This is a genomic window from Pseudomonadaceae bacterium SI-3, assembly GCA_004010935.1.
GTDB lineage: Bacteria > Pseudomonadota > Gammaproteobacteria > Pseudomonadales > Pseudomonadaceae > Stutzerimonas.
In genome coordinates this window covers 1,418,606-1,444,940 of the sequence record CP026511.1, presented here as the reverse complement: position 1 = coordinate 1,444,940, position 26,335 = coordinate 1,418,606, and the positions used below count along the sequence as shown (strand labels likewise).

Annotated in this window: 26 protein-coding genes and 2 pseudogenes; 7 read left to right on the top strand and 21 right to left on the bottom strand. The window is 60.0% G+C overall.

The features are described from left to right. Window positions 1-112 precede the first annotated feature (112 nt). Window positions 113-2,053 (bottom strand): sodium transporter, encoded by a 1,941-nt coding sequence (locus C1896_06960; protein ID AZZ44676.1) that lies wholly within the window; start codon window positions 2,051-2,053, stop codon window positions 113-115. Window positions 2,054-2,217: 164 nt separating this feature from the next. Between C1896_06960 and C1896_06955 the strand changes: the two are divergent. Next, window positions 2,218-3,050 (top strand): annotated as a pseudogene (locus C1896_06955) (NTP pyrophosphohydrolase). A gap of 705 nt (window positions 3,051-3,755) precedes the next feature. Here the strand turns inward: C1896_06955 and C1896_06950 are convergent. The 7 genes from C1896_06950 to C1896_06920 all read right to left on the bottom strand — a co-directional run bounded on the left by C1896_06950 (window position 3,756) and on the right by C1896_06920 (window position 9,611). Next, window positions 3,756-4,754, bottom strand: a complete 999-nt coding sequence (locus C1896_06950; GenBank protein AZZ44675.1) for an RNA polymerase sigma factor RpoS — start codon at window positions 4,752-4,754, stop codon at window positions 3,756-3,758. Window positions 4,755-4,852: 98 nt separating this feature from the next. Continuing rightward, on the bottom strand, window positions 4,853-5,668 hold the full coding sequence (locus C1896_06945) for a peptigoglycan-binding protein LysM (GenBank protein ID AZZ47558.1): 816 nt from the start codon (window positions 5,666-5,668) through the stop codon (window positions 4,853-4,855). Window positions 5,669-5,724: 56 nt separating this feature from the next. After that, window positions 5,725-6,660, bottom strand: coding sequence for a DUF368 domain-containing protein (locus tag C1896_06940; protein AZZ44674.1), 936 nt, complete (start codon window positions 6,658-6,660; stop codon window positions 5,725-5,727). Window positions 6,661-6,677: 17 nt separating this feature from the next. Continuing rightward, window positions 6,678-7,355 (bottom strand): protein-L-isoaspartate(D-aspartate) O-methyltransferase, encoded by a 678-nt coding sequence (pcm, locus tag C1896_06935; protein ID AZZ44673.1) that lies wholly within the window; start codon window positions 7,353-7,355, stop codon window positions 6,678-6,680. Beyond that, a complete protein-coding gene (locus C1896_06930) occupies window positions 7,352-8,101 on the bottom strand; it encodes a 5'/3'-nucleotidase SurE (GenBank protein ID AZZ44672.1) in 750 nt (249 codons plus the stop codon). Before C1896_06930 ends, pcm begins: the two co-directional genes overlap by 4 nt. Then, window positions 8,101-9,141, bottom strand: coding sequence for a tRNA pseudouridine(13) synthase TruD (locus tag C1896_06925; protein AZZ44671.1), 1,041 nt, complete (start codon window positions 9,139-9,141; stop codon window positions 8,101-8,103). Before C1896_06925 ends, C1896_06930 begins: the two co-directional genes overlap by 1 nt. Continuing rightward, window positions 9,138-9,611 (bottom strand): 2-C-methyl-D-erythritol 2,4-cyclodiphosphate synthase, encoded by a 474-nt coding sequence (locus C1896_06920; protein AZZ47557.1) that lies wholly within the window; start codon window positions 9,609-9,611, stop codon window positions 9,138-9,140. The genes C1896_06925 and C1896_06920 overlap by 4 nt, the downstream gene beginning before the upstream one ends. 185 nt (window positions 9,612-9,796) lie before the next feature. Between C1896_06920 and C1896_06915 the strand changes: the two genes are divergently transcribed. Both C1896_06915 and C1896_06910 read left to right on the top strand, forming a co-directional pair. Then, on the top strand, window positions 9,797-10,099 hold the full coding sequence (locus C1896_06915; protein AZZ44670.1) for a transcriptional regulator: 303 nt from the start codon (window positions 9,797-9,799) through the stop codon (window positions 10,097-10,099). A 38-nt stretch (window positions 10,100-10,137) separates the two neighbouring features. Next, a complete protein-coding gene (locus C1896_06910; GenBank protein AZZ44669.1) occupies window positions 10,138-11,187 on the top strand; it encodes an alkene reductase in 1,050 nt (349 codons plus the stop codon). 223 nt (window positions 11,188-11,410) lie between these two features. On the opposite strand, the gene fghA is transcribed toward C1896_06910, so the two are convergent. Beyond that, a complete protein-coding gene (fghA, locus tag C1896_06905) occupies window positions 11,411-12,256 on the bottom strand; it encodes an S-formylglutathione hydrolase (protein AZZ44668.1) in 846 nt (281 codons plus the stop codon). Between the two features lie 69 nt (window positions 12,257-12,325). Beyond that, window positions 12,326-13,441, bottom strand: coding sequence for an S-(hydroxymethyl)glutathione dehydrogenase/class III alcohol dehydrogenase (locus C1896_06900; protein AZZ44667.1), 1,116 nt, complete (start codon window positions 13,439-13,441; stop codon window positions 12,326-12,328). A 143-nt stretch (window positions 13,442-13,584) separates the two neighbouring features. On the opposite strand from C1896_06900, the gene C1896_06895 reads away from it, so the two are divergent. The 3 genes from C1896_06895 to C1896_06885 all read left to right on the top strand — a co-directional run bounded on the left by C1896_06895 (window position 13,585) and on the right by C1896_06885 (window position 16,181). Further along, window positions 13,585-14,484, top strand: coding sequence for a LysR family transcriptional regulator (locus tag C1896_06895; protein AZZ44666.1), 900 nt, complete (start codon window positions 13,585-13,587; stop codon window positions 14,482-14,484). A gap of 131 nt (window positions 14,485-14,615) precedes the next feature. Next, window positions 14,616-14,933: a ribosome-associated translation inhibitor RaiA gene (gene raiA, locus C1896_06890; GenBank protein ID AZZ44665.1), complete on the top strand. Its 318-nt coding sequence runs from the start codon at window positions 14,616-14,618 to the stop codon at window positions 14,931-14,933. An 81-nt stretch (window positions 14,934-15,014) separates the two neighbouring features. After that, complete coding sequence (locus C1896_06885) at window positions 15,015-16,181, top strand: hypothetical protein (protein ID AZZ44664.1); 1,167 nt, start codon at window positions 15,015-15,017, stop codon at window positions 16,179-16,181. A 70-nt stretch (window positions 16,182-16,251) separates the two neighbouring features. On the opposite strand, the gene C1896_06880 is transcribed toward C1896_06885, so the two are convergent. The 7 genes from C1896_06880 to C1896_06850 form a co-directional block, all read right to left on the bottom strand. Further along, window positions 16,252-16,956, bottom strand: a complete 705-nt coding sequence (locus C1896_06880) for a 2-C-methyl-D-erythritol 4-phosphate cytidylyltransferase (protein AZZ44663.1) — start codon at window positions 16,954-16,956, stop codon at window positions 16,252-16,254. Beyond that, the gene (locus C1896_06875; GenBank protein AZZ47556.1) at window positions 16,953-17,231 is read right to left on the bottom strand and encodes a cell division protein FtsB; all 279 of its coding nucleotides are present in this window, start codon (window positions 17,229-17,231) and stop codon (window positions 16,953-16,955) included. The genes C1896_06880 and C1896_06875 overlap by 4 nt, the downstream gene beginning before the upstream one ends. Before the next feature lie 175 nt (window positions 17,232-17,406). Continuing rightward, window positions 17,407-18,696, bottom strand: a complete 1,290-nt coding sequence (locus C1896_06870; protein ID AZZ44662.1) for a phosphopyruvate hydratase — start codon at window positions 18,694-18,696, stop codon at window positions 17,407-17,409. A 33-nt stretch (window positions 18,697-18,729) separates the two neighbouring features. After that, on the bottom strand, window positions 18,730-19,575 hold the full coding sequence (locus C1896_06865) for a 3-deoxy-8-phosphooctulonate synthase (GenBank protein ID AZZ44661.1): 846 nt from the start codon (window positions 19,573-19,575) through the stop codon (window positions 18,730-18,732). After that, a complete protein-coding gene (pyrG, locus tag C1896_06860; GenBank protein ID AZZ44660.1) occupies window positions 19,572-21,203 on the bottom strand; it encodes a CTP synthetase in 1,632 nt (543 codons plus the stop codon). Before pyrG ends, C1896_06865 begins: the two co-directional genes overlap by 4 nt. A 140-nt stretch (window positions 21,204-21,343) precedes the next feature. After that, on the bottom strand, window positions 21,344-22,663 hold the full coding sequence (tilS, locus tag C1896_06855) for a tRNA lysidine(34) synthetase TilS (protein AZZ44659.1): 1,320 nt from the start codon (window positions 22,661-22,663) through the stop codon (window positions 21,344-21,346). A gap of 74 nt (window positions 22,664-22,737) precedes the next feature. Then, a complete protein-coding gene (locus tag C1896_06850) occupies window positions 22,738-23,271 on the bottom strand; it encodes a hypothetical protein (protein ID AZZ44658.1) in 534 nt (177 codons plus the stop codon). A 70-nt stretch (window positions 23,272-23,341) separates the two neighbouring features. Between C1896_06850 and C1896_06845 the strand changes: the two genes are divergently transcribed. Further along, the gene (locus C1896_06845) at window positions 23,342-23,653 is read left to right on the top strand and encodes a hypothetical protein (GenBank protein AZZ44657.1); all 312 of its coding nucleotides are present in this window, start codon (window positions 23,342-23,344) and stop codon (window positions 23,651-23,653) included. Here the strand turns inward: C1896_06845 and C1896_06840 are convergent. The 4 genes and pseudogenes from C1896_06840 to C1896_06825 all read right to left on the bottom strand — a co-directional run bounded on the left by C1896_06840 (window position 23,634) and on the right by C1896_06825 (window position 26,286). Next, window positions 23,634-23,784, bottom strand: a pseudogene (locus C1896_06840) (energy transducer TonB). The gene C1896_06845 and the pseudogene C1896_06840 sit on opposite strands and share 20 nt — an antisense overlap. A gap of 219 nt (window positions 23,785-24,003) precedes the next feature. Beyond that, a complete protein-coding gene (locus C1896_06835) occupies window positions 24,004-24,228 on the bottom strand; it encodes a hypothetical protein (protein AZZ44656.1) in 225 nt (74 codons plus the stop codon). Between the two features lie 284 nt (window positions 24,229-24,512). After that, window positions 24,513-25,730 carry a hypothetical protein gene (locus C1896_06830; protein ID AZZ44655.1) on the bottom strand — a complete coding sequence of 406 codons (1,218 nt, stop codon included), beginning with the start codon at window positions 25,728-25,730 and terminating at the stop codon, window positions 24,513-24,515. Window positions 25,731-25,941: 211 nt separating this feature from the next. Next, window positions 25,942-26,286, bottom strand: a complete 345-nt coding sequence (locus C1896_06825; protein ID AZZ44654.1) for a QacE family quaternary ammonium compound efflux SMR transporter — start codon at window positions 26,284-26,286, stop codon at window positions 25,942-25,944. Window positions 26,287-26,335: the final 49 nt, after the last annotated feature.

Genomic DNA, 26,335 nt, shown 5'->3' with positions numbered 1-26,335 from the left:
GTTTATCAATGACTTTTTTATTAGTAAAACCCATTACAGCAGATACTTTCTCAGCAATATAAAACAAACGAAACGGGAAACTAGCGAAACGGCAATTCACTCGGGATGGTGATCAGGAAGTGCTGCGTTCGGGTGTCGCCATTTCATCCGGCAGCGGTTCGCCTTCGGGGTCGCTATCGAACTCATGTCCCACGGCGATCCGCAACCAGACCGGCACCAGCAACAAGCCCACCGCTATGCATACCCAGCTGATCACAGAAGAACCATCCGGTGGCGGAAACATCAAGCGCCCTACACCGACCAGCAGGGAGAACAGCGAAACGGCAGTCACCGCAACAGCAAAAAGACGTGTACCAAGCGCCTTGACCGAAACAGAGGCCGCTACCCCATTGAGCCTCGCCGCACGCCGCCAGAAGCCAAACGGACGTACACGACTGTAGAAGCGCTTAAGTGTGGCGTCGTCGGTAGCGGGGGTAATTAAGGTCACCAGGATTGCGGCGGAGGTGGTCGTCAGTGCCATGATCCCAAGGCGCACCCACTCGCGATCAGGGTCGGTGCCGAGGTAATAGAGCAGCAGTGGCGCCGTGATCAGCGACACCGCCATCGCCGTCAGCTCCGAATAGAGGTTTATCCTCTCCCACAGCCAGCGCAGCACCAGTACCGAACCCATTCCCGCGCCGAATAGCAGTGATATGAACCAGGCGGTCTGGATCGAACCGAGATTGGCCATGATGATCATCGCGATCACCAGAATCAGTACATTCGACAACCGTGCGACCAGCACTAGCTCGCGATCCTTTGGCTTTCGCTTGAGCACATGTGGCGCGAACACGCCTCCATAGACGTCATTACTCCAATAGGAAGCCCCCCAATTGAGGTGCGTATCGACGGTTGAAGCCAGCGCAGCCAGCAAGCCGACGAGCATCAAGCCCCTTACGCCTGGTGGCAGCAGATCTTCGATACCCTGCACGAACAAGGCCTCTCGCCCAGCAGCGAAACCGTCACCGGCCATGTCACCGGGGGTGAAGGGATACAACACCAGTAATCCGACGGCGATCGCCATCCAGAACAGGCTGCGCAGGAATATCTGCAGCCAGGTGAACACCAAGCCGGCAATCCGAGCGTCACGGTCGGTGGGGCATGCCATGCTCCGCTGCGCCAGGTAGCCGGTACCGTCAGCGTTCATCTGGAAGAACCACTGCAGACCAACGATCACCAGAAACGGCATCAACGCCTCGCCCGCATCTGCAGGCGGGACGAAAGACAGCATCCTGCTCGCCTGTTCGCTGCCGTAGAGTTCGACGATGCGGTCGGTCAGCCCGCTCAAACCACCCGCTGCGTCAACCACGAACCAGGCGTAGAGCAGTGTGCCGATCATCGCCAAGCTGAACTGCATAACGTCAGTCTGTACCACTGCGCGTAAACCGCCCGTAATCGAATACATCGCGGTAAATGCGAGGATCAGCAGGATCGAAATCAAGTTGTTGGCACTCATCATCGCCGGATCAAGTCCAGTAATGCTCTCGCCAAGCTGGATACCCAGATTGGCGATCAACGCGACGATGGGCTCATAGAGGCCAGCCGGTAACCACAGATGCCACGGTAGGAATACCTCAGCGATACGAATGGCAGCTACCAGGACCATTGCCAACACCACACAGTTGATCACCGTGCCGTAATAGATAGCCTTGAGCAGACGCAGCGGCGTGACACCTTTGCCGCTATAGCGCACACAGGTCAGTTCTGCGTCGGTCAGCACTCCGGCGCGGCGCCAGCCCACCGCAAAGATAAATGCCATCAGCAGGAACGCGAGGCCATAGATCCAAAGACGCCACAGCGCAAAGACGCCCGCCGTCGCGACCAGACCGGTCACCAACAGCGGCGTATCGGCCGCGAACTGGGTCGCCCCCATGGAAAAGCCTGCCTTCCACCCCTTGATAGTCCTGCCTGCCAGAAAGTATTCGTCGAGGCTTTGGGACGCCTTGCCCCGTGCGCGCAGGCCGGAACCCAGACCGTAGAGAACGAAGGCCATGACGATCAGTAGGTCCAACATTCTGTTATGTCCTAGCTGGAGACTGTTCTTCTGAGAGCGCGAGCTATGGTGGAAAATTGCAGGCGCCGGATGAACGGAGCGAACATCGAATCCAGCTTGGACCCGTAGCCCGCTGACCCGACGAGCATCGGTTAATATCCGGCAGCATTGATGGAGAACTGCTCATGGAAGTACCTCAGTTGCGTCAGCTGCCAGACCAAAGCCGACCTTTGCTTAACAAATTCTACCGAGCCCATCGCAGCCATATGCGGGCGCCAGCCGGTGCTCGCTACTGGGTCGCACAGCATGTGGAGATCATTGCGGGGCTATGCCTCACAGGCGTCGATGGCGGCAATTGGCTAACCGCTATGCTGGTCGCGCCAAGTCACCGTAACCAGGGACTGGCGACACGCCTGGTGGCCCAAGCGCTGGCCGCCTGCGAAGGGCCTGTATGGTTATTTTGTGAGCCGGGGTTAGCGTCTTTCTACAAGCAACTGAGTTTCAGTGAGACCACTGCTTTGCCAGAGTCACTCGCCCTTCGCCTGCAACGTTACAACCAACACAAGAAGCTTGTGGCGCTATGCCACGATAAGGAGCAAGCGGCATGACATTAACCGTGCTGAAAATCGCCACTGCCTGCCTGCTTGATGAGGCGGGACGCGTATTGATCGTACGCAAGCGCGGAACCCATGCGTTCATGTTGCCTGGCGGCAAGATCGAGGGTGAGGAGACGCCTCGGCAAGCGCTCGAGAGGGAACTGCATGAAGAACTGGACCTGCTGATGGAGCCGTCGAAGCTAGAGTCGCTCGGCCATTTTCAGTCGCGGGCGGCAAACGAGCTGGACCATTGGGTGGAAGCTGACGTGTTCATTGCGCGCCTAGAAGCCTCGGTAAAGGCACAGGCGGAGATCGACGCGCTGGACTGGCTGGAAGTAGATGCAGCGCGGCAGGGACACTTGGCGCCCCTGCTACGAGAGCAGGTACTTCCCGCATTGCGCCGTAGGCTGCTTGCAGACTAAAGGTAGGGCACAGTCAGCAGCTACGGAGAAATAGGATCGCTTGCCGGGAAGGTCTCTTCCAAGGCCTCATCCAGCTGGTCTTCATTAGCCTCATCTGGATCACGTTTGACCGGGTCTTCTTCATCTCGCCCGGGCTGGGCAGGTTGATTCGGTTCGTTGCCGTTCATGGTGAGTACCTCTGAGTTAGGTTACGGCTATTAGTCCGTTCACCGGCGCAGTCGTTCGCGCACCCACCTATACAAAAAATACACACAAAAAAAGGGGCGGGGGTTAACCCCCGCCCGCCTCCTTCCCTACTTCCCTTTTTTTCCTACTCATCGTCCTGATGAAACCGCCTCCAGCGGCTGATCCTGCGCGACATCCTTGCCGGCTGTGCTTGTCCCTGAGCACGGTTGCGATATTAAGGATTTGAGAGACAACGGCAACTCTGAAAAATGCATGATGGCAACTGAGCCACTATCCTAATAAAAATTATTAACCAACTAAATCAATGACTTAAACATCTATTTTTCTTGGAATGGCGTTCCACCCGGTCAACGCTACTAGCTTTGCTTACACACTCTGTAAGCAAATGCTTACGTGAAGAATCGTCTAGACAGAAGTCGTAAGAATCCGGGGTTAAGCCCGCTTTTCAATCGACAGCCGCTAAGCTGCAGTGCAGCAGGCATAACGTGCCCCTTACCGCGCAGGTAAGGGGCAACGGGCCTAGCGGAACAGCGATTCACTGGAAAGACCGTTACGCTCCAGAATTTCACGGAGCCGTTTGAGTGCTTCAACCTGAATCTGCCGAACCCGCTCTCGGGTCAAGCCAATCTCCTGGCCGACCTCTTCTAAAGTGCAGCTTTCATGGCCGCGCAGACCAAAGCGTCGGATAACCACTTCCCGCTGTTTTTCAGTCAGGTCGGACAGCCACTGATCGATGCTCTCGGACAGATCATCGTCGAGCAAAAGCTCGCACGGGTCGCTCGGGCGGTCATCGGTTAGGGTATCGAGCAAGGTCTTGTCGGTGTCCGGTCCCAGGGAGACGTCAACCGAGGTCACGCGCTCGTTCAGCCCCAACATTCGCTTGACCTCAGCAACCGGCTTTTCAAGCAGGTTGGCGATTTCCTCGGGGCTAGGCTCATGGTCGAGCTTCTGCGTCAGCTCGCGCGCTGCCCGCAGGTAAACGTTCAGCTCCTTGACCACATGAATCGGCAGACGAATCGTCCGAGTTTGATTCATGATCGCCCGCTCGATGGTCTGCCTGATCCACCAGGTTGCATAGGTCGAGAAGCGGAAACCACGCTCAGGGTCGAATTTCTCGACCGCTCGAATGAGTCCAAGATTTCCCTCTTCCACCAGATCCAGCAGCGATAGACCTCGATTGACATAGCGTCGAGCGATTTTCACGACCAGCCGCAGATTGCTTTCGATCATGCGCTTGCGCCCCGCCGGATCGCCCTTCTGCGCGAGACGCGCGAAGTGCACTTCCTGTTCGGGTGTCAGCAGGGGGGAAAAACCGATTTCGTTGAGGTAGAGCTGGGTGGCGTCGAGCGCGCGGGTGTAATCGATGAATTTGTGTTGCTTGACCGTTGCGGTCTTGGACTTGGTGCCGACTGAACCGACGCGGGAGATCTCGGTAATCGAATCTGTTTCCGCGGACGGTTCCATGAGTAGAACTGCATCGTCTACGTCAAACTCCGGCACTTCTTTTTTGAGAGCCATTATTGTTTTCCTGTTCTGAGTTCGACAACAGGCTTGGGCGGCACGCGTTCCCTGGCATCGCTCAAGCCCCTCCTAGTGCCAGAACAGGCAGCATCAAATCATCGCTTTGGCAGATATTGCAGCGGATCTACAGGTTTGCCTTGGCGGCGAATCTCAAAGTGCAGCTTCACCCGGTCGGTTCCAGTCGATCCCATCTCGGCAATAGTTTGCCCAGCTTTGACTTGTTGACCCTCCTGAACCAGCAGCCTGCGGTTGTGGCCGTAGGCACTTACATAGGTATCGCTGTGCTTGATGATCACAAGTTCGCCGTAACCCCGTAAACCACTGCCGGCGTACACAACAGCCCCATCAGAAGCAGCTAAAACAGGCTGTCCTAATTCCCCGGCGATATCAATGCCTTTATTCAAACTTCCGTTTGAGGAGAAACGGCCGATAACCGTGCCGCCTGCAGGCCAGGCCCAGCCGCTTGCGGAGCGGGTAACCGGCTTGATCGGGGTGTTCGGCGCAGCAGGCTTGGGCGCCGCTACGGTGGGTCGCGTCAAAGGCGGCGGCGTCGGGACCGGATTCGTCACGATGGGCGGCGTGCTGGGCGTAGACGCGGGAGGAGCGGTTACCGGACGAGTGGCAACGGCACGGGGTGCCTGGCCACTGAAGCGAATCGTCTGGCCTGGGTAGATCACATGCGGTGGTCGGATATTGTTGACCCGTGCCAGATCGCGCCAGTCCCAGCCAAAGCGGAAAGCGATCGACCAGAGCGTGTCTCCGCGCTGAACGGTGTAGTGCCCGCTGGTTACACGGTCCCGGTTGTTACGATCGACGACACTCACGCCGCCTGACGGCGAGCTGGCGCACCCGACCAGTAACGAACCCGCCAACAAGGCGACAAGCGCGCAACGGACTGATGAACTGCGTATCCATTGCGTGCTGGCTGTGAGCTTCAATACCCGCTCCCTATGATCGACAAGTCGGTTCAGACGCTTTGTGCGACTGGCTGGTGACGCCCGGCAAACCACTCCAGCCCAAGCACCAGCGCGATGCCGGCGCCCGCCAGAAGGATCGCCAGCAGCAGCTGCGGATCCTGCCCGGTCAGATCGCCATAAGCGCCCGGCAGCAGGTTTTGCTCTAGTAGCGGCACGGGCTCACCGTGCGAGTTGGTGCGCCAGGTCAGCGTCTCTTTCCAGGGCCATACCTTGTTCAGCGAGCCGAGCATCAGCCCGGTTAGAAATGCCAGGGTAAGGTCGCGCCAACGCCGCAGAACCAAACTCAACACACGCGCAAAGCTCAACAAGCCGACCAGACAACCGGCGGCAAAGGTCAGCATGATGCCTAAATCCAAGGCTTTAACCGCGCCCAGAATTACGGGGTACAGGCCGAGAAGAACCAGAATGAAGCTGCCGGATATCCCCGGCAGGATCATGGCGCAGATCGCGATGGCGCCAGCGAAGAACAGACTGACACTGCTGGTGCTCCATTGCATTGGCGACGCGACCGTAATCCAGTAGGCAAAGCCGATACCCAGGCAGAGACTGATCAATCGTGACAGGTTGCGACGCTGGATCTCCTTGCTGACCAAATGAACGGAGACCAAGATCAGCCCAAAGAAGAACGACCACACCGGAATCGGGTGCTGCTCGAGGAGGTAGGTAATCAGTTTTGCCAGGCTGAGCACGCTGGTCAGAATCCCAGCGAACAACACCAAGAGAAAGGTCCCGTTGGCGGTGCGCCATGCTTCGGCGATGCGCCCCTTCAGCAGTACGGGAATGGCGTTCGGCACTGCGCCGATGGAGCGCAGCAATTCATCGTAGATTCCGGTTATGAATGCGACGGTACCACCCGAGACGCCAGGCACCACATCCGCAGCCCCCATCGCCATCCCCTTGGCGTACAACAGCAACGCGTTTTTCATGCTTCCATCCGCTGTGATCAAACTACAGGTCCATTGAGCAGCGGCACGAAGCGCACGGTATCCAGCAGATGGCGGGAAAAACCGTCTTCCTCTCGAATGATCAGCATCAATTGCTGGACTTCGCCAACCCCGACCGGGATCACCAACCGCCCGCCGGGAGCCAGTTGATCGAGCAGAGCCTGGGGCACATCGGCTGCCGCCGCGGTAACGATGATGCCATTGTAAGGGGCCAGCGCAGGCCAGCCCTCCCAGCCATCACCCCAGCGAAAGACCACGTTACGCAACTTGAGTTCGACCAAGCGTTCTTTTGCGCGGTCTTGCAGCGCCTGGATTCGCTCTACCGAGAACACCCGCTCGACCAGCTGTGCCAGCACAGCTGTTTGATAGCCGGAACCGGTGCCAATCTCCAAGACCTTGTCAAGCGGGCCGTCAGCGAGCAACAGCTCGCTCATACGCGCCACCATGAAGGGTTGCGAGATGGTCTGGTTGTGGCCGATGGGCAGCGCGGTGTCTTCATAGGCGCGATGAGACAATGCCTCATCGACGAACAGGTGGCGGGGCGTGCGACGAATCACCTCGAGCACGCGAGGATCTGAAAGCCCTTCTTCGTATAGCCGCTGGATCAGCCGGTCCCGGGTGCGTTGTGAGGTCATCCCGGTACCATGGCGCAGCAGGTCATCGGATCCGCGGTTCACAACACGCCCTCCAGCCAACTGTCGAGGCCCTCGAAGGCCTCATGAAAGGTTCGGTCCAGCTGCAATGGTGTAATCGAGACGTAGCCCTGCATGACCGCGTGAAAATCGGTGCCTGGCCCGCCATCTTCAACGTCGCCGGCCACCGAGATCCAGTAACCGTCCTTGCCACGCGGATTCGCCTGCTTCACTGGAGGCTTGGCCCTGCTGCGATGGCCCAGGCGGGTCAGCTGTATGCCGCGAATGTGGTCCAGCGGCAGGTTTGGAACATTGACGCTCAATACAGTACGCGGCGGAAGCTCAAGCGACGCCTGATGCTCAACCAGCTTGCGTGCGACATAGGCCGCAGTCGGCAGGTTATCGGTCAGCCGCGACACGAGGGAAAAAGCGAAGGCCGGCTTGCCGGTAAACCGTCCCTCGATAGCTGCGGCGACGGTACCGGAGTACAACACGTCGTCGCCGAGATTGGCGCCCAGATTAATACCGGAAACCACCATGTCAGGCGCGTCTTCAAGCAAGCCGTTAATGCCTAGGTGGACGCAATCCGTAGGCGTGCCGTTCACGCCGATGAAACCATTCGGCATGGTTGTGGGATGAAGCGGGCGATCCAGGGTCAGTGCGCTGCTGGCGCCGCTCATGTCCTGAATTGGGGCAACTACCCTGCACTCGGCAAAATCCGCCAGCGCGTCATAAAGCGCGGCGAGCCCAGGTGCATACACCCCGTCGTCGTTGGCGATCAGAATACGCATCAGATGTCCGTCTGCCCTGCCAGGCTGACCAGTTCGCGCACCACAGCAGTGGCAAAGCATCCGGTCGGCAGGACGAATTCAAGTTGCAGAATGTCAGGCTCGGGATAATGCCACGACAAGCCGCCTATTGGGAGGCGAAGAATGCGCCGTTCATGCTTCATTCCGGCTTCTGCGAGCCACTTGGCGATTGACGGCTCCGTTGCAGCTGCCTGCATCTCCAGTGCTTGTACTGCGCCTGCAGCAGGCGATTCGCCGGCGCCCCACAGCGGACCGGTCGGATGCAGATCCAGCACGGCCAGCCGTGGGTCGCTGCACTCGGCTTCACCTGCCGGGAAAAAGCTGCGGCTATCTGTGAAGGCCAACAGATCACCGACTTGGGCCTGGTTCCAGCTACCCGCGGCAACTCGCTCAGCTAATACGTGATTGAATAGGTAACTGCGGCCCGCCGATAGCAGGCGTGAGCGGAGATTGCGCTGCACGGGCAGCTCTTGCCTATCCGCGTACTCACGGGCGCCGTGGACATTTCCGCCCTCATAACCGAAGCGCTGCAAGCCAAAATAGTTGGGCACACCGTCGATCTTGATCCGCTCGAGACGCGCATCGAGCTGGGCATGGTCAGCCTGCAGTTCCGTCAGACGCAGGGTAAACCCATTGGCCGAATGGGCGCCGCGTTGCAGTTTTCGCTGATGGCGGCTGCTTTGGAGAATCCTCAGGGTTTCGTCTTCGGCCCTAGCCAGTGCGGGATCAGCTTTGCCTGGCAGATGCAGACTGAACCATTGGCGGGTCAGAGCCTGACGATCTTTCAAGCCGGCGTAGCTGATGTTGCGCACCGGGACGCCAGCAGCACGCGCCAGGCGTCGCGCGGCTTCTTCGGTATTGAGGTTGCGCTTTTCCACCCAGAGCCAAAGATGTTCGCCTGCACCAGACAAGGGAATATCGAGCACCTCGTCGACCTGGAAATCCTCCGCCACAGCTTTGAGCACTGCGGAGCCACAGGCCCCTCCGTGCGCCCTTGGGCCGAGCAACTGGTCTTCGGTCATGCGCTGACCAGCAGCGCAACAGCGTGAACGGCTATGCCTTCTTCACGCCCGGTAAAGCCGAGCTTTTCGGTGGTGGTGGCCTTGACGTTGACCTGATCCAGATCGACCTGCAGGTCCTCAGCGATCAGGGTTCGCATGGACTCGATGTGCGGTGCCATCTTGGGTGCTTGCGCAACAATGGTGGCGTCAACGTTACCGACCCTCCAGCCCTTGCTCTGCACCTGCTTGAGCACGTGCCGCAGCAATACCCGGCTGTCGGCGCCCTTGAAGGCCGGATCGGTGTCCGGGAAGTGCTTGCCGATATCGCCAAGCGCCGCGGCGCCGAGCAATGCGTCGCTCAAAGCATGCAGCACCACGTCGCCATCCGAATGCGCGAGCAGACCGAACTTGTGAGCAATCCGCACCCCACCGAGGGTGACGAAATCGCCCTCACCGAAACGATGCACGTCATAGCCATGGCCGATACGCATAGTCATTTGCACCTCGAAAAGATCAGCCGGCGATTCTACAGGACCGCGGCAGACGTTGAAGCCGCAGCGGTAAGAACCCCTGCAGATCAACGCAGCCGATAAGCACCATTAACCGAATCGATCATGTATCGCTTTTTGCCGATATATAGTTCGCTCCATCGCGATATACCGAACCGGACGACACCATGCCCGACGAACTGGACGACATCCTCAAAGCAATCTCCCACCCTTTGCGGCGGGAGATTCTGGGTTGGCTGAAAGAACCACAACGCTATTTCTCCGAGCAGCATCACTCGTTGGAAAACGGGGTGTGTGCCGGACAGATCGACCAGCGCGCCGGGCTATCGCAATCAACCGTATCGGCTCATCTGGCGACCTTGCAACGGGCCGGCCTGATCACCAACCGCAAGGTTGGCCAGTGGCATTTTTTCAAACGCAATGAACCGGCCATCGCCGCTTTCGTGGCCCGCCTCGGCCAGGACCTCTGAGCCCACCAACCCTTACCGTGTAAAGGAGCAGCATCGCTATGCCTACACTTTTCGACCCGATCAAGATTGGCGAACTGGAACTGGCCAACCGCATCATCATGGCCCCGCTGACCCGCTGCCGTGCCGAGCCGGGCCGCATACCGGGTGACTTGATTGCCGAGTACTACACCCAGCGGGCCGAGGCTGGACTGATCATCAGCGAAGCCACCTCCGTCACGCCGATGGGTGTCGGTTATCCGGACACGCCCGGCATCTGGTCCGCTGAGCAGGTACAGGGCTGGAAAAAGGTAACCGATGCGGTCCATGCGAAAGGCGGCAAGATCGTGCTGCAGCTCTGGCACGTGGGTCGGATCTCCGATCCGATCTACCTCGACGGTCAACTTCCGGTCGCGCCGAGCGCTATCCAACCCGCCGGGCACGTCAGCCTGGTCCGGCCGATGAAGAATTTTGAAACGCCACGAGCGCTGGAAACCGAAGAGATCGCAGGCATCGTCGAGGCCTACCGTAAAGGGGCCGAGAATGCTCGCGAAGCAGGGTTCGACGGCGTCGAAATACATGGCGCCAACGGTTACCTGCTTGACCAGTTCCTGCAAGACAGCACCAACCAGCGCACCGATCAGTACGGCGGCTCACTGGAAAACCGGGCACGTTTGCTGTTGGAAGTTACCGATGCGGCGGTAGGGGTCTGGGGCGCTGGCCGCGTAGGCGTTCACCTGGCACCACGCGCCGACGCTCACGACATGGGCGACTCGAATCGTGCCGATACCTTTGCCTATGTCGCTCGTGAACTGGGCAAGCGCGGCATCGCCTTCATCTGCACGCGGGAGAAAGCCGGCGAGGACAGCCTCGGCCCACAGCTGAAGGAGATCTTCGGTGGCGTTTATATCGCCAACGAACGCTTCACCAAGGACCAGGCCAACGCCTGGCTGGCCGAGGGTAAGGCCGACGCCGTGGCCTTTGGCATTCCCTATATCGCCAACCCCGACCTGGTCCAGCGCCTGCGCCAGGACGCGCCGCTCAACGAGCCGCGGCCTGAGCTGTTCTACGCAAAAGGCGCCGAAGGTTACACCGATTATCCATCGCTCTAGCTCCTTGCGATGGAAGGCCCGCCCGGAATTCCGGGCGGGCCTTTTTTCGTTCTACCGCTTGTGACGCATAGCGTCACCGAGCGGCTACGCATAGGCGCCGGAGCAATGCGGACAACCGTAAGCGGCAGCGGTTGATCCCCATACGCTTGCTACCGGCATAGGCTTGATCGTGAATGGGGCGGCATTTTCTCTGCAAACACGCTCGCTCGTAAGCGCAGCTGACCTAGGCCTTCAATGCCTGCGCGTGATGGCGCAGATGGTCATCGATAAAGGTGCTGATGAAGTAATAGCTGTGATCGTAGCCCGGCTGAATACGCAACGTCAGCGGATGATCCGCCGCGGTTGCAGCTGACTCCAGCGCTTCGGGCTTCAACTGATTGGCCATGAAATCATCCCGATCGCCCTGATCGACGAGTATCGGCAACTTCTCCTGCGCCTTGGATATCAGGGCACAGGCGTCCCATTCGCGCCAGCGTGAGCGATCTTCTCCGAGGTAATTGGAGAAGGCCTTCTCGCCCCATGGGCAATCAGCCGGATTGGCGATCGGCGCGAACGCCGACAGCGACTGATAGCGACCAGGATTCTTTAACGCGCACACCAGCGCACCATGACCGCCCATCGAATGCCCACTGATACCGCGCTTGTCGGATACGGGAAAGTTTGCCTCGATCAGCGCCGGCAGCTCATCGACCACGTAATCGTACATGCGGTAGTGCTGAGCCCAGGGTTCCTGGGTCGCGTTCAGGTAGAAACCTGCGCCAAGACCGAAGTCATAGGCAGCGTCCGGATCGTCCGGAACGTCGGGGCCGCGGGGGCTGGTGTCTGGGGCGACGATAATTAAGCCGAGCTCCGCAGCAAGCCGATGCGCCCCCGCCTTCTGCATGAAGTTCTCGTCGGTACAGGTCAGACCGGACAACCAGTACAGCACCGGAAGCTTTTCGCCTTGCTCTGCCTGAGGCGGCAGATATACGGCAAATACCATGTCGCAGTTCAAGCTACTTGAGCGGTGACGATAGCGTTTGTGCCAGCCACCGAAGCTCTTCTGGCAAGAAATATTCTCGAGGCTCATGGGCCCTCCTGAGCGGGCCCGTAGCACTCGCACCATCGCAGGCGGAGCGCTGCGGCCCGACGTGCTGAATCAGTAATGGATGACGGTTCGGATGCTCTTGCCTTCGTGCATCAGGTCGAATGCCTGATTGATTTCATCCAGCCCCATGTTGTGAGTGATGAAGGTATCCAGCGGGATCTCGCCGGTCTGAGCCTTCTCCACATAGCTCGGCAGCTCGGTACGCCCCTTGACGCCACCGAAGGCGCTGCCACGCCAGACGCGGCCGGTTACCAGCTGGAACGGACGGGTGCTGATTTCCTGACCGGCTCCAGCCACACCAATGATCACGGACTCGCCCCACCCCTTGTGTGCACATTCCAGCGCCGCGCGCATCAGCTGGACATTGCCGACGCATTCGAAGGAATAGTCCACGCCGCCGTCTGTCATCTCCACGATGACCTCCTGGATCGGCTTGTCGTGATCCTTGGGGTTGACGAAGTCTGTCGCACCCAGCTCTTCGGCAATGGCGAACTTGGACGGGTTGATGTCGATCGCGATGATCCGGCTAGCCTTGGCCATTTTCGCACCGATGATCGCAGCCAGCCCGATGCCACCGAGCCCGAAGATGGCCACGGTCGCGCCCTCTTCCACCTTGGCGGTATTGAGTACCGCGCCGATGCCAGTGGTGACGCCGCAGCCGAGCAGGCAGACCTTGTCCAAGGGCGCTTCCTTGGGGATCTTCGCCACGGATACTTCAGGCAGCACCGTGTATTCGGAAAAGGTCGAGGTGCCCATGTAGTGATAAATCGGCTCGCCGTTGTAGGAGAAGCGTGTGGTGCCGTCTGGCATCAGCCCCTTGCCTTGCGTGGCGCGCACCGAGCTGCAGAGGTTGGTCTTGCCGGATTTGCAGAATTTGCACTGCCGGCATTCGGCCGTGTACAGCGGGATCACGTGATCGCCCACGGCAACCGAAGTGACGCCCTCGCCTACCGCCTCGACGATCCCGCCACCTTCATGGCCGAGGATGCAAGGGAATACACCTTCCGAATCTTCGCCGGAGAGCGTGTACGCGTCGGTATGGCAGACGCCCGTCGCGACGATGCGCACCAGCACTTCGCCAGCCTTGGGCGGCTCAACGTCCACTTCGACAATTTGCAGAGGTTGGTTCGGGGCAAACGCGACGGCGGCGCGGGACTTGATGGTCATGACTGGCGGTACTCGTGGATGGAAAGTAATACGCAGTGTAGTTTCATCGATGGATAGGGTTAATAAGCTGTTCGTGGAAACATTATTGCCGCCCAGGGATAATCGCAACGCACCGCTTTGGGCAACTCGCAAAAGGACCGCCTATGAATCGATGGGAAGGACTGGATGAATTCGTCGCCGTCGCTGAGTGCGGAAGCTTCATGCAGGCCGCAGGGCAACTGCGCGTGTCGTCATCTCACGTCAGCCGCCAAGTCGCACGCCTCGAGGAACGTCTTCAGGCACGGCTGCTCTATCGCACGACCCGCCGGGTTTCCCTGACCGAAGCCGGTCATACCTTTCTCTCGCGCTGCCAGCGCCTGATCGAGGAGCGTGATGAAGCCTTTCATGCAATCAGCGACCTGCATGCTGCGCCCACTGGTCTGCTGCGTATGACCGCAGCGGTCGCGTACGGTGAACGCTTCATCGTGCCGCTGGTGAACGAATTCATGGCGCAGCATCCGCAGCTGAGGGTTGATATCGAACTGTCCAATCGCACCCTCGATCTGGTGCAGGAAGGCTACGACCTGGCTGTACGCCTGGGCCGGCTGAGCGAATCTCGGCTGATCGCCACACGCCTTGCCCCACGCGCGATGTATCTGTGCGCGGCGCCAAGCTATCTCGAGCGCTACGGCCGCCCACATACCCTGTCCGAGCTATCGCGGCACAATTGCCTGGTTGGCACTGGCGATACCTGGATGTTGCAGGTCGACGGCCGCGAGCAGCCATTCAAGCCCTCGGGCAACTGGCGCTGCAACAGCGGTCAGGCGGTACTGGATGCTGCGCTTCGGGGCTTCGGTCTTTGCCAGCTTCCGGACTATTACGTCCAGGAGCCACTACGCCGCGGTGAGCTGGTGTCCCTGCTGGAAACGCATCAGCCACCGAACACGGCGGTGTGGGCCGTCTATCCGCAACGGCGTTATCCGCTACCGAAGGTCCGCCTGCTGATTCAAGCATTGAAGGACGGCCTCGCAACTCGTCCCGAATATCGGAAAGAACGCGATTGAGTTGCGACTGCGCCGCGCGTCCGACTGCCGACTTGAGGCGGAACCCGACTTAACCCACCACGTCGAATTTCTGAAGCCGGTGCCTCCGGCCCTCTGCTTGAGCGAGCCGGCCAATCAATCAGGAGGACATCATGCAGATTCTGGTGAACAGCAATCATAGCGTCGACGTGACCAGCAGCCTTGAGGAGCACGTGAAAGCGACGGTCGAGAGCGAACTGGAGCGCTTCGACGATCAGCTGACCCGAGTCGAAGTTCATCTCAACGACGAAAATAGCGGCAAAAGCGGCCCGCAGGATAAGCGCTGCCAGATGGAAGCGCGGGTCAAGGGACACGAACCCATTTCGACCAGCCACAAAGCGGACTCGCTGAATCTTGCCATTGACGGCTGCGCCGAAAAGCTCAGCCATGCCCTTGCCCATGCGCTAGACAAGAAACTCAACCACCACTGAATGCCGCCTGATGCGACCCGCTGAAGCGGGCCGATAGAGACCATGAGGAACTGAATCATCTGACCACGAGTGAGGCCGTACATGAACAGATTGCTCGATCGCGAAACCATGTCCCAGTTACTGGCAAAACGCGAAGCGCCTTGCCTTTCGCTTTATCAGCCCACCCACCGCAGCTTTCCCGAGCGTCAGCAAGACCCGATTCGCTTCAAGCACCTTGTCCGCGAGCTTGAAGACTCGCTCAAGCAACAAGGTCGTGGCGACCAGGCCAAAGCGCTGCTGAAGCCCTTCCACGACCTGATCGACGATCCCGATTTCTGGAATTCCAACCGCGATGGGCTTGCTGTCTTTGCTGCCACGGATTACTTCGAGGTGTTCCGCCTGCAGCGCAGCGTTCCAGAGCTCGCTGTCGCCAATGACCGTATGCACCTCAAACCGCTGCTGCGTATCGCGCAGTCGGCCGACCGCTATCAGATATTGGCGATCACGCTGGACTCGGTTCGTCTGTTCGAAGGCAACCGCGACGGCGTTGACGAAGTCCGCTTGGGTGAAAACGTTCCGAAAACTGTTGAAGAAGCGCTGGGCCGCGAGTTGACCGAGAAAGGTCAGACCGGCTTCCCGCAAGGCTACAGTCGCGCCAGCGAGCGTGGTGATCCGATGCAGGTGGAGAGCGGAGGCGCCGGGCGCCAAGACGAAATCGATCGAGACCGCGAGCGCTTCTTCCGTGAAGTGGATCGCGCGATTCTTGAGCATCACAGCCGCAAGTCGCGACTGCCACTGATCCTCGCTGCACTTCCCGAGCACCAGTTCCACTTCCGCAAACTCAGCCACAACGAATTTCTACTGCCGGAAGGCATCGAGAACGATGCTTCATTGCTGAATCATGACGAACTTCGCCAGAAGAGCTGGATGGTCATGCAGCCGCGCTACATCAAGCGGCTAGAAGGTTTTATCAACCAGTACGGCGAGTCGCGAGGTCAGGGACTCGCGACCGACCAGCTTGAGCAGATCGGCCAGGCCACACTTGAAGGCCGTGTTGCGACCCTGCTGGTCGAGGCGGAGCGTCGAATCCCCGGTGTGGTCGACAAGGAGCAAGGCAAGGCAGTTGCGGTGGAAGATGACTCAGCCACGACACCCGATTTGCTCGATGAATTGACCATATGGACGTTGGAACAAGGCGGCGAGGTAATCTCAGTTCCTACCGAACGCATGCCGACCGAAAGCGGCGCTGCTGCGATCTACCGCTATTGATCACAACGGCCTTGCCTCCGCTATGCGGGATGAGTCGGCGCTCTGCATAGTGGACTGAACAGCGCTGGGCTCAAGATTTCCAGCGCTGTTCCAACCACTGAAGATCCTCGGGCCGGGTGATCTTGAGATTGTCAGCCCGCCCTTCGACCAGACGCGGGTGGTGGCCCGCCCATTCAAGCGCGGACGCTTCGTCAGTTACGGCAACTCCACTGCCAAGGGCATCCGCTAACGCCTCACGCAGCGATCCAAGCCGGAACATCTGTGGCGTGAACGCTTGCCAAATGACGCTACGATCTACCGTCTCCTGAACGCGCCCATCCGCATCAGCACGCTTGAGCGTATCGCGAGCTGGAACAGCGAGCAGCCCACCGACAGGATCGTCCGCGAGCGTCTCCAATAGATGATTTAGATCTGTGGCTGCCAGGTTGGGCCTAGCGGCATCGTGCACCAGCACCCAGTCGTCGTCTGAGGCGCCTAGCCGGCTCAGCTCTCGCAGCCCACCCAGGACCGAGTCGGCTCGCTCAGTGCCACCATCGGCACGGTGAACACGCGGATCTATCGAGCAAGCGAGATCGGGCCAATAGGCATCATCGCTCGCTACGCACACAACCAGCCCCTTGAGCTGAGGATGGCCTAGAAAGCAATCCAGGGTGTGCTCGAGGATGGTCCTTCCTGCCAACTGCAGATATTGCTTGGGCCGGTCGGCTCGCATACGACTGCCAATGCCGGCAGCCGGAATCACGACCCAGAACAGTGGGAGATGGGCTGCACTCATTCGGTGAGCTGAAAGAGAGTCTCGCCCTCTTTGACCATGCCCAACTCATGCCGCGCACGCTCTTCTACAGTTTCCATACCCTGCTTGAGCTCCTTGACCTCGGCTTCGAGAATCCGGTTTCGCTCAAGCAATCGCTGGTTCTCGCCCTGCTGCTCGGCGATCTGCTTGTTCAATCCGCTCACCTGGGCGAGGCTGCCCTCGCCCACCCACAGGCGATACTGCAAGCCACCCAGCAGCAAAATCAGGACAACAAACAACCAGTAGGGACTGCGTATGGAAGGCATGGATCGAATTCGATTGGTTTCCAGTGACGTTGTATAAGCGGCGGTCAGCAACATGGTCCGGCTTTCCTTTGCTGGCTAGCGCATCGCTGTGCGGCGACCTTAACAGCGCTGACCGTTATCCACAAAAAAGGGCGACTAACGCCGCCCCTTTCTAGCATGCTTGGGTTTAGCCGCGGAACTCGGCACGGCCCTTGTAAGCTGCTTTTCCGCCGAGCTGCTCTTCAATACGAAGCAGTTGATTGTACTTGGACACGCGGTCCGAACGGCACAGCGAACCTGTCTTGATCTGACCGGCAGCCGTTCCCACAGCGAGGTCGGCGATAGTGCTGTCTTCGGTTTCGCCGGAGCGGTGCGAGATCACCGCCGTGTAACCTGCGGCCTTGGCCATCTGAATGGCTTCCAAGGTTTCGGTCAGCGAGCCGATCTGGTTGAACTTGATCAGGATCGAGTTACCGATGCCCTTCTCAATGCCTTCCTTGAGGATCTTGGTGTTGGTCACGAACAGATCGTCGCCAACCAACTGAACCTTGTCGCCGAGTTTGTCAGTCAGCACCTTCCAGCCATCCCAGTCGGACTCGTCCATACCATCTTCGATGGATATGATCGGGTAGCGCTCGGCCAGGCCAGCCAAGTAGTCGGCAAAACCAGCGGCGTCGAAGACCTTGCCTTCGCCGGCCAGATCGTACTTGCCATTCTCGAAGAATTCGCTGGAGGCGCAATCAAGCGCCAGGGTCACGTCGTCACCAAGCTTGTAACCGGCGTTAGCTACTGCCTCGGCGATAGCGGCCAGCGCGTCTTCGTTGGATGCCAGGTTCGGTGCGAAACCACCTTCATCACCGACAGAAGTGCTCAGACCACGAGCCTTTAGCACGGCTTTGAGGTGATGGAAAATTTCGGCACCCATGCGCAGGGCATCCGCGAACGTCTTGGCACCGACCGGCTGCACCATGAATTCCTGGATATCGACGTTGTTGTCGGCGTGCTCGCCGCCATTGATGATGTTCATCATCGGCACCGGCATGGAGTACTGGCCAGGCGTGCCGTTGAGGTTGGCGATGTGCGCGTATAGCGGCAGGTCCTGATCTTGAGCAGCCGCCTTGGCAGCAGCCAACGACACGGCGAGGATTGCGTTGGCACCCAGGGAGGCTTTGTTCTCGGTACCGTCCAGCTCGATCATGGCGCGGTCCAGCGCCTTTTGATCCAGCGGATCCTTGCCCAGCAGCAAATCCCGGATCGGGCCATTGATATTGCTGACAGCCTTCAGCACACCTTTGCCCATGTAACGGCTCTTGTCGCCATCGCGCAGTTCCAGCGCCTCGCGGGACCCAGTGGAAGCACCGGACGGCGCACAGGCGCTGCCGGTAATGCCGTTATCCAGGATAACGTCCGCTTCAACAGTGGGATTGCCACGGGAGTCGAGAACCTCACGCCCTTTGATGTCGACGATCTTTGCCATTTTTATTAACACTCCGTAGATAGCTTCAAGGCTTCAAGCTGTTTCGATTGGCGCAAAATTCTTGATCAGATCATCCAGCTGCTTGAGCTGGGTGAGGAAGGGTTCGAGCTTGTCCAGACGCAGCGCACAGGGTCCGTCGCACTTGGCATTTTCCGGATCCGGATGGGCCTCAAGGAACAATCCCGCTAGGCCCTGACTGAGGCCGGCCTTGGCAAGATCCGTGACCTGGGCACGACGACCACCAGCCGAGTCGGCGCGGCCACCCGGCATCTGCAGCGCATGTGTGACATCGAAGATCACCGGATATTGCATCCGCTTCATGATGTCGAAGCCGAGCATGTCGACGACCAGATTGTTGTAGCCGAACGACGAGCCGCGTTCGCAAAGAATCAGTTGATCATTGCCGGCTTCTTCACACTTGGTGAGGATGTGCTTCATTTCCTGCGGCGCGAGGAACTGCGCTTTCTTGATATTGATCACCGCCCCGGTCTTCGCCATCGCAACCACCAGATCGGTCTGGCGCGACAAGAAGGCTGGCAGCTGAATGATGTCGCACACTTCAGCCACCGGCTGCGCCTGGTGCGGCTCGTGTACGTCGGTGATCACCGGCACGCCGAAGGTCTTCTTCACTTCTTCAAAGATCCGCATCCCCTCTTCCAGGCCGGGGCCTCGGAAGGAGTTGATCGAAGAGCGATTAGCCTTGTCGAAACTGGCCTTGAAGATATAGGGAATACCGAGCTTTTCGGTGACCTTCACGTAGGTTTCGCAGATTTGCAGTGCGAGATCCCGGGACTCCAGTACGTTCATCCCGCCGAACAGCACGAACGGCTTGTCGTTGGCTATCTCGATACTGCCGACGCGAATGGTCTTCTGGCTCATGCCTTGCCCGCCTTGTAGTCCAGCGCCGCTTTGACGAAGCCGCTGAACAGCGGATGACCGTCGCGAGGGGTGGACGTGAATTCTGGGTGGAACTGGCAGGCCACGAACCAGGGATGATCCGGCGCCTCGACCACCTCGACCAGCGCACCGTCACCGGACCGACCGGTGATCTTCAAGCCGGCGGCCTGCAGTTGCGGCAGCAGATTATTGTTTACCTCATAGCGATGACGATGGCGCTCGATGATGCGCTCCTTGCCATAGCAGGCGAACACATTGGAGCCGGCCTCGAGGCCGCATTCCTGAGCACCCAGACGCATGGTGCCGCCCAGATCAGACGCGTCGCTGCGGGTTTCCACTGCTCCGGTGGCGTCCTCCCACTCGGTGATCAGACCAACGACCGGATGGGTGCTGTCCTTGTCGAATTCGGTGGAGTTGGCGTCGGTCCAGCCCAGCACATCACGGGCGAACTCGATCACTGCGACCTGCATGCCGAGGCAGATACCCAGGTAGGGAATCTTGTTCTCTCGGGCATATTTGACGGTGGCAATCTTGCCTTCCACGCCACGCAGACCGAAACCACCCGGAACCAGAATCGCGTCCATGCCTTCTAACAGGCTGGTGCCCTGGTTCTCGATGTCTTCGGAATCAATGTAGCGGAGGTTCACTTTGGTACGGCTCTGGATGCCAGCGTGGCTCATTGCCTCGATCAGAGATTTGTACGCATCCAGAAGTTCCATGTACTTGCCGACCATGGCGATGGTGACTTCCTTCTCGGGGTTCAGCTTGGCATCCACCACCCGATCCCACTCAGAGAGGTCGGCACCGCCGCATTCCAGGCCGAAGCGTTCGACGACGAAGTCATCCAATCCCTGCGCATGCAGAACACCGGGGATCTTGTAGATAGTGTCGACGTCTTCCAGGCTGATGACCGCACGCTCTTCGACGTTGGTGAACAGTGCGATCTTGCGGCGCGAAGAGACGTCGATCGGGTGGTCGGAACGGCAGACCAGCACGTCCGGCTGCAAACCAATGGAGCGCAGCTCCTTGACCGAATGCTGGGTCGGCTTGGTCTTTGTTTCACCGGCCGTGGCGATGTACGGCACCAGCGTCAAGTGCATGAGCATTGCGCGCTTGGCGCCGACTTCGACCCGGAGCTGGCGAATCGCTTCAAGGAAGGGTTGCGACTCGATATCGCCAACCGTTCCGCCGACTTCCACCAGCGCCACGTCAGCATCACCAGCGCCCTTGATGATACGGCGCTTGATCTCGTCAGTGATGTGCGGAATGACCTGAATGGTTGCGCCCAGGTAATCACCACGGCGTTCGCGACGCAATACGTCTTCATATACGCGGCCGGTGGTGAAGTTATTGCTCTTGGTCATTGTGGTGCGGATGAACCGCTCGTAATGACCCAGGTCGAGGTCGGTCTCGGCGCCGTCATGAGTGACGAACACCTCACCGTGCTGGAACGGGCTCATGGTGCCCGGATCCACGTTGATGTAAGGGTCCAGCTTGAGCATCGTGACCTTCAGGCCCCGCGCCTCCAGGATGGCCGCCAATGAAGCCGAGGCGATGCCTTTCCCCAATGAAGAAACAACACCACCCGTGACGAAGATGTAGCGCGTCATGAAAAACCCTAGAAGTCTGCGTTAAGCGGTCAGCGCCGCCGGGGAAAAGCGAAGGTGCCATCGCGCCAAAGGCGGCAATAGCATAACTGCCACGGTTTTCGAAGAAAGCCGCAGAAGCTGTATTGGGACGGGAGCGTAGTCTACTTGAAAGACCCTATCAGCTCAAACCTGGCGTCGGCCGGCGGCGTCCACTGAAGCGACAGGGCTTGCGTATCGAACTGCGGCAGATTGGCTACCGCAACAAGCTCACCTTCTCGAAAGAGCAACGGTAGACGTGAGCGCACGAAACCTGGCACGCCGGCCTCGTTGAGCAGCCGTTTGAGATCACGACGACCACGGCCGGGTAGCGCCACTACCTCACCGCCACGGCGATAGCGCACCTGCAAACTGCCGGAGGGAAGTGGACCGACGAGACGCAGCTGCCCGTTACCGGGTAACGCCAGCTTGTCGCAAGGCTGCGGCCAGTCGAGAGACTCTTGCAGCGGCATCGTCCATGTATTGCTGACCCACCAGATTCGCGCGCCGGTACGGCGCAACTCGCCACAGCCAAGGCGCCAACAGGGCATGGCATCACCCCGCGCGTCACGCAGCGATTCCCATCCGCTCCAGTGATCGCTGTCAGGCAAGGGAGTAAAGGGCGCCAGCCAGTGCCGCAGCGCGTTGCGCTGCCGGGCTGGCGACAAGGCACGCAGCGTTGACAGACAAAGACTGGGCAGGGTGAGCCAGTCAAACTCGGAGGGCATTCGTGCGGCGGCCAGATCTGCCCGCGCCAGCTCGTCTAACAGAGTCTGCGCCTCGGCCATATGCGCCGCGGTGCGCGCCAGGTTCGCCGCGGCCTGCGGCCAGCGTTGGCTGATCAGCGGCAGCACCTGCAGGCGCAGGTAATTGCGCGCATGCTCAACGTTCTGGTTGCTCGGGTCCTCGATCCAGCGCAGCCCCTCGCTTTCAGCGTAAACCTGCAGCTGTGCACGCGTGATATCCAGCAGTGGCCGCACAAGCCTGCCCTGCCCCAACGGCCGCTCCACCGGTATCGCCGCCAGGCCGCGCACCCCTGCACCGCGCAGCAGACGAAACAGCAGCGTCTCGGCCTGATCGTCGCGGTGCTGCGCGGTCAGCAGCAGGTCACCCGCATCCAGCCGTTCGGCAAAGCTCGCATAGCGCGCCTCCCGCGCCGCGCGCTCCAGGCTCGCGCCAGGCTCGACCTGCACGCGCACCACTTCGAGAGGCACGCCATTGGCCGCGCACACCTCACGGCAATGCGCCGGCCAGTTGTCCGCCGCCGCCTGCAGACCGTGATGGACATGAATCGCGCTGATTGGCGGCACTGCATGACGCTGCGCCAGTTGCACGAGCGCATGCAACAGTACGGTCGAATCCAGACCGCCTGAAAAGCCGACCAACCAGCGTCGCGCGGCAAGCCACGGGCGCAGTGCATCGAGCAGACGGGATTCGAGTGGCATAAATAGATGGTTTCGCCAGAACGGCTGGCAAGCATAAGCCAGAGTGACGCAGGACTACAGCCACGTGCGGCGCACTAGCGAGGTAGTTCGAGCACCACGCCTTCCAGCCCGAGCACGCCACCGTTTTCCGAATAGATGGCGCTGCCACGTTCAAGCACGGGCTTGTGTCGGCCGTCGGCACACAGCAGCCGGTACTTGAAAGCGAAAGGCCCTCGCTCGACGAGCCCGGCCTGCACTTCGGCCCAGACGCGGTCACGGTCTTCGACATGAATCAGGCTGTCAAAGGTGAGGCTGCGGCTGTTGACGAGGCGCTCTGCCGGGTAACCGGTTAGTTCGAGGCAGCCGGCGCTGACGTACTCCATGCTCCAGTGTCGATTGTTGCGGCAGCGGTAGACCATCATCGGCAGTCCATCGAGCAAGTTGCTCAGGCTTCGGTGACTGGCCTGCATATATTGGCGCCACTGCATCTGTCCGCTGACATCGGCAAGACTGACGATGAAGCCATCCGCGAGCCGCCGCAGACGTGCTTCGACCCGGCGCGACTCGCCCGTGCGGATCAGGCAGCGCAGCAGCAGCACCTCGGTATTTAGCGGCGCCATGCCGCGCATTCACTGCATCGCCAACGCCCAGGTCTCCCGCTCTGCAGGGTGTAGAAAGTCGCCCTTCGGCGACCAGCACGTGGTCGAACCTAGGATCGATCTGCACCGGCACGCCCTTGAAGTTGGGCAGCGGGCTGCTGGCGTGGGCGCGCAGGCTCAGGCCCATGACGCCTGTGAAAAAGCTCAGCGCCGCCAGGCTCAGGCCGCCCTTGAGCACGTTACGCCGCGCCGGGTCGACCAGTTGCTCAAGGGCCGGGTTGGCGCTGGGGTTGATCGACTAGTCGTCGTGGGCCTCAAGGCTGGCGCCGAATTGGCTGTGGTCGTGGCTCATCGGTGGCTCTCGCTGCTTATCGGTTGGCTGGCGGCGTGGTTTATTCGATGCGATAGGTAAAGGTGTTCTTCACATTGGGCACTGCGACGGCGCGGCCGTCGATTTCCCGCAGTTGGTAGCGGAAATTTTTACTGGCGATCAATGACGGATTGATGGCACTCGCCGGCCACCTGAGGATCTTCCACCCGGCCCAGAGCATCGCTGGTCGGCGAGGATATACGCCACGCTTGGCAATGATCTGCTCGGTGCTCTGCCGCGCAGGGTGGGCTTCAGCCCACCGTTTGCACCTCGCGCAATGTCCATCACAAGGTAGTCGCACGGCAATGGCCGTTTGACTGGTGGGCTGAAGCCCACCCTACCGGCTGGCGGCAGGATTCGGGGGCGCGTTCATATGCGAGGGGGTGTCAGCTTTAGCGGCGGCCTCTGCCGCCGACTACCAGAAGAAGCCCACCAGCGAGGATGGCTCCGATGCCTGCCCAGAGTGGGATATTGACCGTCTCCTTCTCCTGGACGGAGAGCTCGATCGGGCCAAGTTTCACAGCCGTTGTGTCTTTGGTGTAGCTGAAGCCGCCGTAAGCGAGGCCAAGCGCACCAACGACAATAAGAGCGACTGCAACGAGTTTGATAGCGTTCAAGGATGGACCTTCAAGAGTGAGTCTCGTCCGCACGTGCTAGCGGCGCAGGCACGTCAGAGCGGGAGACATTGAAGCACAGTCGAAAAGAAAACCGGAACAGCCCTCGCCGTCCCGGTCCTAAATCCGATTTCGCCCAAATCAGAAAGACTTTTTCAGCGCTGTCCCACCGCCGTTGAAAACAACTTCAAACTGACCATGCTGGCGACGATCAGGCTCGGGCAGGCGATGCGGGCATCACGATGGTTTCGGTGGGCTGAAGCGGAGCGCCGCCCGGTTTTGTGCAGCTAACCCAGATCTTCGATGTCGTAGGGCTGGATCGGCTTGAAACGCGAGGAGCGGTCGAGGCCGAAACGGGCATCGAAAGTCGCGAAGGTTGCCGCCGGATCAACGGCATGCAGACGCTCGAAGTCGATGCGCTGCCACTGCGCGCGGTCGATGATGGCCGATATCACATACTCGTCGTATGGATGACCGGTTGCCTGGTCGATGCGCTGGATGTATCCGGAAACCAGCACCCGTTCGTTGGCCGGCAGCGCCGCAAACACTTCCCCGGCAACCCGAAACAGACTGGCAAACGCCAGGGCGACGAAGTCGCGGCGGCATTGGGCGTCCGAGCGTTTCTTCATCGCAAGTTTGCCCCTCGTGCGAACCTCGGCCGAGATGCGCGGCGTCTCGTCTTCGTCCGGCAGCTCGACGTCCACGGCGATGCCGCTGTTGTCATGGCTGAAGAGGTAGGCCACCTGCGTCTGCTTGGGCCAGGCGATGCCGCTCAACACAAAATCCAGCGCGGCTTCCATGTGCGCGCTATAGCCTTTGGCGGCAAGTCGAAAGGCCTTGTCGACCTCGGCGCGCTCCTTCTCGTGGGCGTCTCGCTCCGCCTGCCAGGCAGCCAGTTCCAGGTCATGCCGGGCCAGTGCGGCCGCGTAGTCCTGCTCTATCTCGCCGGCTCGGAAAAGCAGCTTGTCCATGAGCGACAGCGCTTCGCGCGTGGGTAGCTGTGGCGCTGGCGCTGGCGAATCGAACGCGGGCAGGCAGATGGGTGCCGAGGTCGGGGACGGCGTAGCGAGGTGAACGCCCAGACAGGCCGCAAGGTCCCGGTTGATCTTCTCGGCCGCCCGGTTGAGCACCTCGGTGATCTCGTTCGCCCGCTGCGCCTTGATGCGCCTGACCACCGCCGCCGGCAGCTCGTGCCCGGCCGCATCGGTGAAACGCAGCACCCCGCCGGAATCCACCTCGAAGTTGACCGGGCCGGAAAGCTCGCTGGCGGGCCGGCCCGTTGAGGGGCTGTCCAGCCGCTCCCGGTAGGAAAGCCCGGTACCCGGCAAACCCAGATTGAGGGGCGTGCCGCGCTTGCCGGCTGTCACGCTCAGCCCACGCGGCCCGAACGAGGCACTGACACCACTTTTGCTGATATTCAGCCGAATGCCGGGTACGAGGGTGATGCGCTTTTGAAATCGAAATCCCTTGAGACTTCCTGTCGTTGTGTGAGGCTGTCGCGGCAGGAATGATAGGGGAAGTTTGCGGTTCAGGTGCGATGGGCGCCTATCTTCAGAATCGGCCGTGTAGGGTGGGCCGGGCGGCGCTCCGCTTCAGCCCACCAACAAGCAGCGGACGCAGAGCGTCCCAGGCGGCATTTCCACGCGGAGCGTGGGAACGATCAACGTAGGTCGGGTCACGCCTTACCGACCCGACATGCAAAGCCCACCCCGCGCCTCAATGCCCCACCGGTGAAAACAGTTTCAAACCCACCACGCCGGCGACGATCAGGCTCAGGCAGGCGACGCGGGCGATGTTGGCGGGTTCGCCGAAGAAGGCGATGCCGCAGATCGCGGTGCCCACCGCGCCCATGCCGACCCACACGGCGTAGGCGGTGCCAATGGGCAGCGTGCGTGTGGCGATGGCCAGCAGCCACAGGCTGAGGGCGATGAAGAAGGCGCAATAAAGGGTCGGCCATAGCCGGGTGAAGCCGTCGGTCTTGGGAATCACCGCCGCGTAGCAAATCTCGCTGAGCCCGGCCATCAGCAGGAACCACCAGCCGCCGCCTGAACCACTGAACATAGGGTGCGCTCCCTTGAAATAAATCGGCAGCGCAAGGCTGCGCCGCCGT